The sequence below is a fragment of the Marinobacter sp. EVN1 genome, assembly GCF_000475375.1.
Lineage (GTDB): Bacteria > Pseudomonadota > Gammaproteobacteria > Pseudomonadales > Oleiphilaceae > Marinobacter > Marinobacter nauticus.
The window spans coordinates 255,884-270,261 of record NZ_AXCB01000012.1; the positions used below are offsets into that span (position 1 = coordinate 255,884).

At 57.6% G+C, this 14,378-nt stretch carries 10 protein-coding genes; 3 read left to right on the forward strand and 7 right to left on the reverse strand.

Annotated features, from left to right (window positions below):
- Positions 1 to 28 precede the first annotated feature (28 nt).
- The 3 genes from Q674_RS26270 to Q674_RS26280 are packed head-to-tail and all read right to left on the reverse strand — an operon-like array spanning position 29 to position 5,205.
- Positions 29 to 1,963, reverse strand: coding sequence for an ATP-binding protein (locus Q674_RS26270; RefSeq protein ID WP_023008290.1), 1,935 nt, complete (start codon positions 1,961 to 1,963; stop codon positions 29 to 31).
- Positions 1,960 to 2,961, reverse strand: coding sequence for an ABC transporter substrate-binding protein (locus tag Q674_RS26275; protein WP_023008291.1), 1,002 nt, complete (start codon positions 2,959 to 2,961; stop codon positions 1,960 to 1,962). Before Q674_RS26275 ends, Q674_RS26270 begins: the two co-directional genes overlap by 4 nt.
- A 30-nt stretch (positions 2,962 to 2,991) precedes the next feature.
- Complete coding sequence (locus tag Q674_RS26280) at positions 2,992 to 5,205, reverse strand: TonB-dependent receptor plug domain-containing protein (RefSeq protein WP_031209856.1); 2,214 nt, start codon at positions 5,203 to 5,205, stop codon at positions 2,992 to 2,994.
- Between the two features lie 123 nt (positions 5,206 to 5,328).
- Here Q674_RS26280 and Q674_RS26285 point away from each other — a divergent pair, with 123 nt between their 5' ends.
- Entirely contained in the window at positions 5,329 to 6,021 is a 693-nt protein-coding gene (locus Q674_RS26285) for a J domain-containing protein (RefSeq protein ID WP_023008293.1), read from the forward strand.
- On the opposite strand, the gene Q674_RS26290 is transcribed toward Q674_RS26285, so the two are convergent.
- The 4 genes from Q674_RS26290 to Q674_RS26305 form a co-directional block, all read right to left on the reverse strand.
- Positions 5,977 to 6,999, reverse strand: a complete 1,023-nt coding sequence (locus tag Q674_RS26290; protein WP_023008294.1) for a bile acid:sodium symporter family protein — start codon at positions 6,997 to 6,999, stop codon at positions 5,977 to 5,979. The genes Q674_RS26285 and Q674_RS26290 overlap by 45 nt on opposite strands.
- 3 nt (positions 7,000 to 7,002) lie before the next feature.
- Positions 7,003 to 7,677 carry a FadR/GntR family transcriptional regulator gene (locus Q674_RS26295; RefSeq protein WP_023008295.1) on the reverse strand — a complete coding sequence of 225 codons (675 nt, stop codon included), beginning with the start codon at positions 7,675 to 7,677 and terminating at the stop codon, positions 7,003 to 7,005.
- Between the two features lie 115 nt (positions 7,678 to 7,792).
- The gene (locus Q674_RS26300) at positions 7,793 to 9,274 is read right to left on the reverse strand and encodes a flavin-containing monooxygenase (protein ID WP_023008296.1); all 1,482 of its coding nucleotides are present in this window, start codon (positions 9,272 to 9,274) and stop codon (positions 7,793 to 7,795) included.
- Between the two features lie 67 nt (positions 9,275 to 9,341).
- On the reverse strand, positions 9,342 to 10,250 hold the full coding sequence (locus Q674_RS26305; protein ID WP_023008297.1) for a LysR family transcriptional regulator: 909 nt from the start codon (positions 10,248 to 10,250) through the stop codon (positions 9,342 to 9,344).
- 107 nt (positions 10,251 to 10,357) lie between these two features.
- Between Q674_RS26305 and Q674_RS26310 the strand changes: the two genes are divergently transcribed.
- Positions 10,358 to 11,971, forward strand: coding sequence for an NADH-quinone oxidoreductase subunit L (locus Q674_RS26310; RefSeq protein WP_023008298.1), 1,614 nt, complete (start codon positions 10,358 to 10,360; stop codon positions 11,969 to 11,971).
- Positions 11,968 to 14,373: a YbcC family protein gene (locus tag Q674_RS26315; protein ID WP_023008299.1), complete on the forward strand. Its 2,406-nt coding sequence runs from the start codon at positions 11,968 to 11,970 to the stop codon at positions 14,371 to 14,373. The genes Q674_RS26310 and Q674_RS26315 overlap by 4 nt, the downstream gene beginning before the upstream one ends.
- The last annotated feature ends 5 nt before the right edge of the window (positions 14,374 to 14,378 follow it).

Consider the following 14,378-nt stretch of genomic DNA (forward strand, 5'->3'; position numbering starts at 1 on the left):
GTAAACTTGCCAGCTCCGGCGCTTGAGGTTACACGCGAATCCAGCGAGAGAGCACGTCCCGGAGCGTATCCCTGCGCACGGGCTTGGTCAGATAGTCGTTCATCCCGGCCTCTTTGCAGGCTTTCTCGGTTTCTTCCGACACGTCTGCGGTCAGCGCGATAATGGGTATACCGCTCTGACCATTTCCCTGTTCCCAGTCCCGGATCATTCGGGTGGCGTCATAGCCATCCATGACTGGCATCTGGCAGTCCATCAGAATGACATCGTAACCTTCGTGGTCATTTTTAATCCGGCTAACCGCATCGGTGCCGTTGCTAACGCACTCGGTCTGGAACCCGAACTTGCGCAACAGGGCTTCCGTTACTTTCTGGTTGACCAGGTTGTCTTCAACCACCAGGGCCCGCGCAGTACCAGCAACCTGTTCCCGTGGCTCATCGATTGGGGGATTCTGATAGGCCATTTCGAACGGCAATTCAAACCGGAACGAGGAACCCTGGCCGATGTCGGACTCCACTTGTACGTGCCCGCCCATCAGTTCGACCAGGCGCTGAACCAGCGACAGCCCGAGTCCGGTGCCACCGTGAGCCCGGGTGTCACCGGCGTCCAGCTGCTCAAAGCTGTTAAAGACACTTTGCAGGCGCTCCGCCGGAATACCGGAGCCTGAATCTTTAACTGAACACTGGACGAGCACGCAATGATTTTCCAGCTCAAGCCAGTTCACCCGAATGCCGACAAAACCTTCGCTGGTAAACTTCAGGGAGTTGTCGATAAGCCCGGCAAGGATCTGTCTCACCCGCGGCGCATCGCCAATGACGGTAGGGTGCCGTGGCCATTCACCCAGGAACTGGAGATCCAGGCTCAGGCCCTGCTTTTCTGCAGCGTGACGGTAGGAGGCAACGCAGTTGGTAAATAGACTGTGAAGGTCAAAGGGCTGCTGATCCAGTACCAGGTTGCCATTGTCCATTCTTGCGTAATCCAGAATATCGGAGATCACGGTCAGCAGGTCTTCCGTGGATTGGCGCGCTGTGGTCAGGTAGTCGCTCTGACGTTTGGTCAGCGGCTCTTCATGAATCAGGTCAACCATGCCGAGCACCCCGTTCAGGGGCGTGCGAAGTTCGTGGCTCATCGTGGCGAGAAATTCTGACTTGGCCTGGCTGGCGTGTTCCGCTTTCTCCCGGGCAGTCTCGGAAATTGCCAGGGTCTGGTCTCGGGCCGACCGAAGCTGCTCGAGGTGCGCCGCGAGCTCGTTCAATTGTTGCTCTATCTCCGAAATTTCCCGCGCACTGCCCTTGCTGGAAACCGGTTGCGTGGTGTAATCACCAACAATCAGCTTGCCAACGCGGTTCGACAGCTGTTGCATGGGTTGAAGAATATTGCTCAGGAAATGGTTCGCCAGCAGCAGGCTGAACAGCAGCAAGGCAAAGCCCACGGTCAGGGAGCTCCAGAGAATATCCTGTTGTCGGGTTTCCAGAACGTCGGGGTTCACCCCGACTTGCACCAGTCCGACCCGAAGCGATCCGGAGTTCAAGTTCCAGCCGCCCGTAAACCAGTCACCGGCGCCAGCGGAGCCGAGCTCAAGGGGTTCTTGCAGAATCTCGGCTTCATAGATGTCGAAGGTCCCCGATGTCGTGTCAGAAGCCTCAATACCACGGCTGACAAAACCTAGCTCCTCGCCGACCACGTCGGTTACGCGAATCCAGTCCACCTTGCTGCGCTTCAGTGACTGCTCGAGGACCTGTTCCAGAGCGGTCGAGTTACCCGCTACCACGGCATACTCCAACGCCGGGGCGAGGCTATCGGCGAGCATCTGGCTGCTGTCGGTCAGGTCGCGGCGGGCATCTTCGAGGCGGGCTGACGTAAAGAAAACCATCAACGCCACAAAAATCACAACCGCTGGCAGGGCGCCAAGCAGGAGCAGGCGACGCGACAGTGACATGCCGGGAGTGCTGGCTGTGTTGCTCATTGGCCTGCCTCCTGGTCGTTCTCGTTAATCATGTTCTGTACCGCCTCGGCAATCCACTCTCTTTTTGGCAGTGGGATATTCAGGGATCGAGCGACCTGCTGGTTTACTTCAACCCGATATTCTTCCGAATAGGTCGGCGCCGGGAAGGATCCGTTTTCGAAATATGCTATCAAGTGGCTGGCTGCAAGCTCAGCCATCTCATTGAACGGCGCATAGCTGGAGGCGAGGGCGCCGGCCTTCACATAGGCCTGGCTCGGGCCGATAAGGATCTTGTTCCTACGATAGGCTGTCAGCAGAATGTGTTTGATATTCCGGGGGTTATAGATGGCATCATCCGGGCCGGCAAGCAGGAAGTCGCCGAAGCTGAGAGCTCGAATCAGGCTTGGAATAAGCTGATCCTCAGTATCGGCAATAAACACCTTGGCTTCCAGGCCATAGGGGGCCAGTTGATCAATCAGGGGCTCATAAAGCTCTACGCTTTCGGTCGTGGCAAGCATGGCCACGCGGGTTGCCTGAGGCAAAATGACCTTGCCGGTCAGTGCTTGACGCAACAAAGGTACGTCGTAATACACCGCAGAAACCTGGCCGGCAGAGCGCGTGGCATAGCCTTCGATAAACTCCCTTTCAACCAGTAATGCCATTATAGGCAGATCCCTGTTGGCTTGGCGTACCCGTGAGAATACCGCAGGCCCGATCGCGATAACCGGTACATCTTTCAGGATAGCGATCTGGCTCTCAACCAATGGCTCCAATGCTATTTGGTCGCCCAGCTGTTCTGATAGAAGCCGGGCAACATGATCATCCAGCGCAGCGTTTCCCGAACCCGCGATATAGGCTGATTTTGTGTCCGTCTCCTGGGCCAGAGCGAGGCCTGGATTAACGAACAACAAAGCCGCTAGCCAGGCCAGCGTATAGGTTATTATGGCTACACTGGTTGAACGGCCTGTTGCACCGTTACGGTTGGAGTTGAGCATCGTCAGACAGCTGGTCCATTCCATTGACTGTTTAGTTTCCCGTCCTGCAGACCGTCAGAAGCGAATACCGGCTTCAACAAAAAACTGATTATGATCTTCGATGTTGTTGTCTGAGCTTAGCTCAGGATCCCGGTTCAGGTAGTGCTGCATGGATAGCGCGATTTCAGCTGTATACCGTGGCTGAAAGACCTGTTTTACCAGCCGTGTGTCAAAGCGTTCAAACTGGGTATTAAATTCGTCAGCCCAATAAAATGCGCCAGACCATTTAAAGCCTGCGGGTAGATCCTGAATGACGGCCAGGCTGCCGGAATGCCGGACAGACATGCGCTCCAGTAGTTCGGTCATGTAGCGCTGCTCGTTTTCATTTATCGTACCGTCGGATTCCAGAATCGGCGCGCCCGTATACCAGGTCTCCTGATCGAGATAACCGTAGCTTGCGCGAAGCAGGGTTCCGGGGAAATCAAGACTGGCTTCAACCTCGAAACCCTTCTGATCAACCGCAACGTTGTTTTCGAGCGTCCATTCTTTGAGCTGGATTACGCCACTGATCATGTCTCTGAGCTCATCGCGAAAGCCTCTGACTTCCAGCGAGAACAGCGCTTGATCCAGAGGAAACTGCCCGAAGTAGCTGATTTCGTGAGAGGTAATGGTCTCCTCCTCAAGATCGTTGCCAAGCGTCAGGATACCTGTTTCCTGGGCGGCATCCTCAATGGTGACACGACGGCCTTCGAGGTCAGAATAGATTGCCGGTCTGACATTACGCAGGGTGTATCCCCAGTCAGGGCTTTGCTCAAATCCATCAGGGGTTCTGACAGCCTGAGAGAACACAAACCTCAGAGCGTGGTTATTGTTCACCACGAAGTTTGCCGCTGCCCTGGGAGAAAAGTAGCTATCACCCGTGGTACTGGTTCGCTCCCAGTTACCTCCGGCATTAAAGGTCACCCACTGCCATGGGCTGAACTCGACATTGCCGAACAGACGGGACTGGTAATTGTTTCCCCGTCCGTTGAAGTAGGTTTCTGAACGGAAGATATCCTTGCGGAAACCCGCGCCAGAAACCAATTTCAGGCTGTCGCTGACAATAAGCGTATCCTGCGCTTCCAGTTCAATCCGGGTATCTTCAGAATCCGCATCCACTTCTGCAAAAGCCTCTGGACCGCCTTGGGATATGAAGCAGCGCCGTTCCCGCCCGTCGGCCGTGTAAGTGTACTCGTACAGTGGGGTGTTGTTGCGCAGGCATTCCACCGTGCTGTCTGGAAAGCTGATGGCATATTCCTGGCGCCGGTCAAAGTTCTCAACGCTGGCCTGCAGGTGGATAAAATGCTGACTTGAGAAACTGTGGTTGAGCTTGCTCTGCAGATAGTAGTCCCGGACGTCGATGTCTGGGTGATCCAGCGGATTGAGTTCGCCGCTTTTGTCCTTGTCCTGGTATTTGGTGCCATCGACCACACCGGCGTGAAGTTGCAGATTGCTCCTTGATGTAAATGTCAAACGAGAATCATAGATAAAGGAATTGATATCGTGGCCATCATTGAACGGGAAACGTTCATCGTCATCGACCTGATAATCAAATCCGTCGAACTTGCGTTTCTCGAAACTCAGGCGCCAGTCGTAATTCGAATCCGCATTGCCGGTGGAAGCAAACGTGCGAAGGTAGCCCCGAGACCCACTGGTCACTGTGGTCTCGAGATTGGCGCTGTCAGCAGGGTCCCGGGTAATGATATTGATGGTGCCAAGAAAGGCGTTGATGCCATAGGCCGCTGAGTTTGGCCCGCGGGCCACCTCTATGCGTTCGATCAACTCCAGAGGCACGGGCATGGTTTCCCAGTCCATGTCGGACAGGGTTGCCCGGTGAGCCGTCCGGCCGTCCACCAGCACCTGCATTCTGCGCTGTTCGTAGTGGACTGTGCCGTGGTAGGTGGTCACCGGTTGATGACTGCCGACAAAATTCACCACCATGCCGGGCACCAGACGGAATACTTCGTACAGGTTCCGTATACCCAGGTCCCGAATCAGGTCTCCGTCAATCACCGTGGTACTGCCGGGCACACGGGTTTTGGGCTGACGTAGGCGGGTGGTGGTCAATACCTCGGGGATGGTGCCATTGAGCCCGGGTATGTCATCATCAAAACTGGATTCCAGGGTCTGGGCGGTGCCGGGTATTGCCACCCCAATCAGGGCCGCAGAGAGGGAAACCGACAACCACAAGCGTCCTTGCAAGCGATGAAGAGAGCGTTGCTTTGCAAACAGGTAATTCGTAATGGCCATGTGTGTCGTTCTATAATTTGCCGAGATGAAAATATTGTTATGGTTCTCAACTAATCCTAAGTGAGAGAGCCCGATTTGTCTCCATAAAGAATACAGATTTTCCATCATCGGAGTTGCTGTTGTATGAATTGTTGGGATCTTCTCGGAATCGAGCCGACCGGCGATCAGGATCAGATACGCCAGGCCTACGAGCGTCAGTTGAAGTTTGCCTCCGGTGACGAGGCCCGGGCACTGGAGCAGGCCTACCGTGAAGCAACCGGTGGCGCCGAGCCCCAATTGACTGCCAATGCGCCGGACGGAGCCCCGTCATCTGGCCTGGCCGACAAGGATTCCGGGCAACTCCGCTATGAGGACGCTAATTCCCGGGCGCTGACGTCCGAAGAAGCCCAGGTTACTCGGGAAGTCATTATCCAGATCAAGGCGTTGATGAACGATAATTACCGTCAGCAGGACGTTGGTATCTGGAAGGCCATCCTGTGTGAACCCCCGGCAGATCGTGTTGATGTTCGCCGGGAGATCGGTCGCCAGCTGGAGCCCCAGGTTCGCCCGCTGGCAGAAAATGGCGCGCTTCCGGCCCCGGTCGCTCGCTTTCTGGGTGACTGGTTTGAATGGTTCAGCCTGAAAGACGTTGCTGCCGAACCGGATCCCCGCGCTTACCCGGAATCGGACATGATGTCTGGCCGAGGCATGGGGGAGGGCGAAAGCGATTCCGCCGACCAGCCCCCACAAATGGTGAATTTCTGGCCGGCGGTTATTGGCTGGATTGTCGGTTTAGCGATTCTGGCAACCATTTTCGGAGGCATGGGCGGCGGCTGAATTCGCCTGTTCAATTTTTTCTCGATACTTCTGGGCAAGAATGGCCCCGACAATCACCTGGATCTGGTTGTAGCACATGATTGGCAACACGATCATGCCAAACCCGGGATGGCCAGAGAACAGCACTTTGGCCATCGGCAAGCCGGATGCCAGGCTCTTCTTGGAGCCGCAGAACACCACCGCGGCCTCATCCTCCAGGCTGAACCCCAGCTTTCGCACCATCAATCGTGCTATCAGCATAAACAGCCCCAGCAAGCCAAAGCAGATCAGAATGGCCAGGACAATGGCCTGGATCGGAAGGTTCTGCCACAGGCCACTGACCACGGAATGAGAGAAGGCCGAGTACACGATGATCCAGATCACGCACTGGTCATAGCGCGCCATCAGTGACTCATTGCGGGACAGATAGCCGCCGAGCCAGGGACGCAGGGCATGGCCAACCGCAAATGGCAGCAGCAGCTGAAGCACGATGTCTTTCAATGCCTCGGCAACAGAGAATTCTCTGGCGCCCGAGGTGGATACCAGAAGCAGCAACAGGAACGGTGTCAGCATCATGCCGAACACGTTGGATGCTGCCGCACTGCAGATGGCAGCCGGTACGTTGCCCCGGGCCATGGCGGTGTAGGCAATCGAAGAAGATACTGCGGATGGAAGCACTCCCAGGTAAAGAAAACCCAGCCCCAGGTCTTTGGGCATCCACTCGGGTGCAATAGAGCTCAGACCATTGACCGGCAGGACAGCAAGGGGAAAAAACACGAAGGTGAGGGCGGTGATCAGAATATGTAACCGCCAGTGGGTGGCGCCATCGATGATTTGTTGCCTGGACAGGGCTGCCCCATGAAAGAAAAACAGCAAAGCCACCGCGATGGTTCCCGCGGTTGCGAGCGCTTCCGCTGCCTGTCCCGTTACCGGCAGGAACGAGGCAAGAACAATGGCGCCGAGTAACAGCAGGGTAAAGGTGTCTATCCGAAAATTCACAGCTTACTCCTTGCCACTGAGGGCATTCAGACTCGGCGTCAAAAGCGCTCTGGAAAGCGCCTCCGCTTTGTCCGTGTCTTTACGGCGAATGGCCGCCAGCAGCAGTTCGTGATCTTCCTGGCTGGGTTCCGGAAGGTCTGAATCCATTTCAGTGCGCTCGATGGTCTGGCTGACCGCGTGAGAGAAGTAATCGTAGAGTTCGATCAGGGCAGAGTTGTGGGAGGCACGTACCAGCGAGTGATGAAACCACTCATCGTGTCGGATACGCTCTTCAATGGCCTCTCCGGCCGCCGCTCGCGCATCCAGGGCCTCGGTCATGGCCTTGAGATCCGCATCGGTGCGGCGCCTCGCCGCCAGGCGGGCCGCTTCTGTCTCCAGCATAATCCGTACTTCAATCTGTTCGGCCAGCTGGCTTCGGGCAATGCGCCGGAGTGTTTCTCCGGCATCCCGATTGGCGCGCACGTAAGTGCCGTCTCCCTGCCGGGTTTCCAGCATGCCAACGTGCACCAGAACCCGCACGGCTTCCCTGATTGTATTGCGACTGATGCCCAAAGCCTCCGAAAGCTCTGCCTCGACGGGTAAGCGAGTACCTACCGGCCATTCTCCGCTCTCAATCGTTTTTCGGAGACTTTCAATAGCGGTTTCGACCAGCGAACCTTTACGGATTGGTGTCAGCATAACGGATCATCCTTCGATATGGTGATCCAATCATCCTATGTTTAATTGTTGAATTCAACTCCTCTAGAAAACAATGTGCAAGAGACCTTGGCTGGGTGGTTCCGCGCTGCGGGATTCAGGCTTTTACCGGATCAAGGAACTGGTAGTCCGCGGTATCCACCGATCGGGTAGCGAACCGGTAGCTGAAGGTAAATCCAGGCCAGTTCACGGTGTTACGGCCATGCTCGTCCAGGTACCAGGAGCTACAGCCAGCATCCCACACACTGCCTTCCAGTCCGCGCTGAACCAACTGGCAGTATCGGCTCTGGCGATCTTCCCGCACATCCATAGCCGCACCGGGATAGCGTGAAAGCGCGTCCAGGGCGCTTAGCACGTATCGGTATTGGGATTCGAGCATGAACAGAATTGAATTGTGGGCCAGGTTGGTATTCGGGCCATAGAGCATGAAAAGATTGGGGAATCCGCTGACCGAGATGCCCTTGAAGGCTTTGCTGCCGTTGGCCCACGCCTCATTCAGTGCCAAACCATCGCGGCCGGTAATGTGGATGGGCGAGAGAAACTCGCTGGCCCGGAAGCCAGTACCGAAGATGATTACGTCTGCAGGCCGGTGCTCGCCGGTTCCAGACACAATTCCGGTCTCGTCTATGCGGGCGATGCCGTCCGTCAGCAGGTTGACGTGGGGCTGATTTACCGCCCGGTACCAGTCGTTGGAGATAAGGATTCGCTTGCAGCCAATGCGGTAATCCGGGATCAAATGTTCGAGTTTATCCGGGTCCGTCACCCAGCGGCGGGCTTCTTTTCGGGCCTGATTGGCGAACAGATCCAGAATCCAGGAGAAACGAGTAAATGCCAGTGCCCGGGATTCGTTTTTCCAGTAGATCAGGCCCCGGTAGAGACGATCCCACAGCGGCAACTTCTGAAACAGTGTTTGTTCAAGCCGGGTAAACGGCCGGTCCGGCTTGGGTAATACCCAGGCGGCTGAACGCTGGTAAAGGTCAAGCTGCCCGGCCAGCGGCGTAATTTCCGGCACGAACTGGATCGCGCTGGCTCCGGTTCCTATCACCGCAACGCGTTTGTTGCGAAGCTCGGTATCGTGGTTCCAGCGGGCGGAATGAAAGCAGGTGCCCTGAAACGTCTCGAGCCCCGGAAGGTCCGGCATGGCTGGCCTGTTCAGCTGGCCAGTGGCGGTAATCAGCACATCGGCGCCAAACGTGTCGCCGGTTTCGGTCACCACGCGCCACTGGTTACATTGATCGTCAAATGTTGCGGATGCTACCGCCTGATTGAACCGGATGTGAGGCTCCAGGCGGTATTTTTGCACACAGGATTCCATGTATTTGAGGATTTCCGGCTGGGCTCCGAATTTCCGGCTCCAGTCGTGTTTGGGCTCGAATGAGTAGGAGTAGAGATGGGACTGAACATCGCAGGCCGCGCCGGGGTATGTGTTGTCACGCCAGGTCCCACCCACACCGCTCGCCTTTTCCAGCAGGGTCAGTTCCGTGAATCCCGCCTCCTTGAGCTTGATGGCCATACCGATTCCGCCGAATCCGGTACCGATAATCAGAACAGAGGGTTTTCGGGTGCGAGCGTGGGCCATGGATAATCCTTGTTATTGTTGTACACCAACGACTATAACGGCCTGTTTGCGTAATACATAGGCCGAATCAACCAGATTGATTGTCCGAAAAGGTCAGTAACTCCTCCGCTTTCTGCGCCATCAGCTCCCGTAATACCGGCGACTCAAACTGGCGCCGGATACGAATGGCGTAGAACTCTTCGAATACGCCAGGCAGGGCGCCGTAATCCTTCAACTCGCCGTTTCTCAGCTCATCCCGGACCACCACCGGAGGCAGAATGGCGTAGTGCCCGCTGTCGCGGGTCAGCAAACGCATCATGGCCATATCGTCGACTTCAGCGATCACCACGGGATGAATGTGGTGGTGCTCACAGAGCTGATCGAAGGCCTGACGGATGTTGTTGTCGGGCCCGGGCAGAATCAGAGGGCGGTCGCGCAGGATATCGGGAAAGCTGGGGGCATCCTGACTGCCCGGAGGCCCAATTACGCCGACCGACTGGCGGGCTATACGGCGTGAGCGCCAGGGCGTTTCTTCGTCACCTTGTACTGGCTGATTCGACAGAATCAGATCGAGTCGGTGCGCTGATAAACGGCGAAGAAGGTCGTCAAGGCTCCCGCTTTGCAGCTTGAGCTCCAGATCTTTTCGTCCCAACAGGGGCCGGAGGAAGCCTTCCTGAAAATTTCTGGAGAGGGTTGCGACCGCACCGACTTTCAGAGTTTCCCGGTTGGCCTGACGCCCGGTACGAAACAGCGCCTCCAGCTCCTCGCCCTGGCGAAATATCTCTTCGGCGTAGGTAAAAGCTACCCGCCCGGCTTCGGACAGGCGCAGTCTCCGGCCCTCCCGGACGAAAAGATCGTAGCCAAGGCTTTCCTCCAGCTTTCGTATCTGGCCGGACAGTGCGGACTGAGAGATATGCAGTGATTCTGCCGCGCGGGTCAGGTGCCCGGTCCTCGCAACGGTCCAGAAATAGTAAAGGTGATGGTAGTTCAGGCGCATGGCGGGCCCTTATCTGTTCTTTAAAAGTGAACGGTTTGATCTTTATAAACCATTTTATGTATGAGTGCATTAACGGCAAAGTAGAGGCGAACCTGAAGGAGCCCAACATGACAACACTAACCACGACTGCTTCGCTCGTGCTGTTGATGGCCTGGCTGGCCCTGCCTGTTGCCCTGCTGGCGCTGGCTGGTTTTGCCAACTGGACGAAAAACTCTCTCAAACTCGCCCATTGCTGGCGCCTGGCCGAAACCGGCTTCCGGCTGTTGCTGCTGGCAACCGCGGTTATTGGTGCGACCCTATTGTTTGACCGTTTGGTGTTTGATACCGGTCTACCGGAGCTCGGCATTCGACTGGGGCTTTACCCGGACGGATTGGCGGTGTGGATGGCGCTGATGGTCAGTTTTATCGCCTGGGTCATCCTTCGCTACACCCGGGATTACCTCCGTGGTGACCCTGCCTACAATGCTTTTTTGCCCTGGTTCCTCACAACGGTGGTCAGTGTACTGGTGCTGGTGTTTACCGATCACTTGCTGGTCCTGGCCGGGGCCTGGGTTGGCGTAAGCCTGTCATTGCACCAGTTGTTGACGCTGTACGCCGAACGACCTCAGGCTCGGCTGGCGGCGGCCCAGAAGTTTATTGCCAGCCGGCTTGGCGATACCGCCATTCTGGCCGCGGTGCTGCTGATCTGGAATCACTACGGCAGCTTCCGTATTCCCGAAATCTACGCGTTGGGTGACCAGCTCGGCCGTGAATCCCAGTCGCTGACCATCGCTTCGATATTGCTGGCGGTGGCTGCCGCGCTCAAGTGTGCTCAGCTTCCGTTCCACGGCTGGCTGATACGCGTGATGGAAGCGCCCACCCCTGTATCGGCGCTTCTGCATGCGGGTGTAGTTAACCTGGGCGGCTTCCTGTGGCTGCGCCTGTTCCCGGTGTTTGAGGGCTTCACGGCCGGCCACATGGCATTGCTGATTGTTGGCGGCGGCACCGCCATCGTCGCCGTGTTCACCATGATGACCCAGAATTCCGCAAAACATGGTCTGGTCTGGTCAACCAATGCCCAGATGGGGTTCATGCTGTTCGAGATTGCACTGGGCGCCTACACTCTGGCCCTGCTGCACCTGCTGGCCCACTCCCTGTACAAGGCGCACTCGTTCCTGGCCGTTGGCCGTACCGTCAAGGTTTCCCGGATCGCGTTTTCGGAGCATATCAGCAAGGCTCAGGTAGTTCTCGCGCTGGTGGCTTCTGGCCTGGCCGCCGGGCTGCTGTGGCAGGCCCCGCAACTGGTTGCCCACAAGCCGGTGCTGGCGGCCTTGCTGGTCTTCGCGGTTGGCGCTGCCGTTCTGGGTACGCCGGGCGCCAGCCAAAAAGGCGCCCGCGTAACCGTGTTGTTGTTGGCCGTTGCCCTGGTACCCCTGTACGGGGTACTGAACTGGCTGCTGAGCACCGCGTTGCCCCAGACCGCTCACGTGGCATTGCCGGTGACTGCGGAATGGTTCGCCTGGCTGGTTCTGGCCGTGCTGTTTGTGCTGTCACTGTTGCTCTTCACGCGCCCGCAGGGAATGCTGGCACAGAAACTCCATTGGCACTTCAGCCAGGGGCTGTATCTCGACAAGCCCTTTGAAAGCCTGACCCGAAGCTGGGCGCAAAGTTGGCTTAACGCCCACAGTAAACCGGCCGATATCCGGCTCCGGCACAGGGTTCTGACTGGAGAGAAATCATGAACGCACCTGTTACGAATCCCGTTTCCCATGAACAGGCTATTCCTGCGGTGGTCACTGGAGCGTGCGAACGAATAGCGCCCATCTGGCCTCTGGATCGCTGGATTGCCGTCAACCCCTGGTGGGGCAGCAGGAATAAGCCCGTCGAACAGGTTTCCCGTGAGCTGGACAATCTGTTCGGGGCCGGGCTGTTGATGCCTCCGGCTTTCTATCGCGAAGCCTGGGATGGCGGCCGCATCCAGCTTCCCCACTTGAAGCAAGCTGCCCGAGAAGCGGGTTTGAAAGATGATGGCCAGGCGCTCCTGGCCCAACTTTCTGGAGCCACACCAACCCAGCCTGGATTTGTGTCCGCTCTTGGTTACGCCCACCGGGGTCAACAGGATGCGGCCCTGGTGTCAGTCCGGGATGAGATTGGGCGAACCTGTGCACGCTACTTCGACACGCGCCAGAATCGCTGGCGGGTTTCCGGCACATCGCAGGATCTGTATCAGTTCTGGTATAGCCAGTCTGGCCGCTCACTGGCCGCAAAAGCGGGCGCAGAAGTATTACTGAAGCCTACGTGGCAGGAAGCTGCGGCAGCTGCGGCAAGGAACCTGCCTTACAGTAGCCGGCAGCTCCCACTGGTGATTCACCACCTGCTCGGCCAGCTGCTGGGCTGGGCATCCTGGTGCCGGGGTGTGGACTGGCGTGCAGCACTGGGTGACTCGCACGAAAGCGGTAACGAGCAGTTTTGCGCCCAACTGGCGACCATCTGGCTCATTCATGAGGCCGATGCGCTGGCCCGCATGGCTGAGAGGGAGCGTGATAGCTGGCAGAATCGCTATGTGAACGCGTTCGAGCTGGCGCCGGCCTCCGGTAATGAACAGGCACTCTGGGTCTGGCACCGGGCCTATGAGCTGGCCTGGCAGTCCCGGTTCCTCGACAACATCCGCTCCGGTGAACGGAACCCGCCGTCGGAACCGGATACCGTGGCGGAAGTTCAGGCTGCTTTCTGTATCGACGTCAGATCTGAGGTAATCCGTCGACAGCTGGAGCAGGTTTACCCCGAAGTAAGAACACTGGGGGTTGCCGGCTTTTTCGGCATGCCCATCGTTCACCACCGGCATGGCCCAACCGATGATGAAGCCCGGCTGCCCGGACTGCTGGCGCCGGCGTATAGATACTCGGAAACCCTGGGCAGCCCGTCAGAGGATCGGGAGCTGGACCGGAAACTGGACAGCCGCGAACAGGTTCGGGAGTCCGTACGCCGGGCCAAGTACTCCAGTCTTTCTACATTCACATTGGTGGAAACCACCGGCCTTGCCTGGGCATGGAAACTGGTTCGCGACAGTCTGAACAGAAACTCTGCCAAAGCAGAAGTAGTGGAACCTGGCAGGCTCCATCATTGTGTGGACGGTTATCCGTTGTCAGATCCGGAGCGGGTAAACCTGGCAGAAGGTCTTCTAAGGGCGATGTCTCTGACCAAGGGCTTCGCTAGCGTATTGTTGCTGGTGGGCCATGGTGCCCATACGGACAACAACCCCAACGAAGCCGGCCTGGCCTGCGGAGCCTGTGGCGGCAAAAATGGAGGGGTAAATGCCAGAGTGGCTGCCGAGTTGCTGAATGACCGGCAGGTGAGGGCGGGCCTGGCAGAGCGCGGCATCATTATGCCCGAAAGCACCATTGCTCTGGCGGCTGAGCATTGCACGGTCACAGACCGGGTAACCATTTACGGGCAGGACCAGGTGCCCGACAGCCACCAGCGGGTACTGAACACACTGGCTGAGAAGCTTGAGACGGCGGGGCGCGCCTGTCGCAGAGAGCGAGCCACCAGTCTTGGGCTTAATGGCAAGAGCGATGACGACCTGCTCGCCGAACTCAAGCGCCGGACACGCAACTGGGCGGAGGTGCGGCCGGAGTGGGGCCTGGCCAACAATGCCGGGATGGTGATCGGCCCGCGCTCACTTACTCGCTCTCTGGATCTCGGGGGGCGCTGCTTCCTGCACGACTATGATCCGTCGCAGGACCCATCCGGAGAGGTTCTGACTCTGCTGATGTCTGCGCCCATGGTGGTGGCAAACTGGATCAACCTGCAGTATTTCGGTTCCGTTGCGAGGCCGGATATCTTCGGTGCTGGCAACAAATTGCTGCACTCGGTCGTTGGCGGCAACCTGGGCGTGATCGAAGGAAATGGAGTCGATCTCAAGATCGGGCTGCCGCTGCAGTCGGTGTTCGACGGTGAGCACTGGCGCCACGAGCCGATGCGCCTTGCGGTGGTAGTTGACGCTCCGGCGGAACGCATTGAAGCGGTGATCCGGGGTAACGCGGATGTCCGGGCTCTGGTGGAGAATCGATGGCTCTGGCTGCACCGAGTGGATGGCGACCAGACTCTGCGTTACGACGACGGCAGGTGGGTAGCCACCTGACCGCC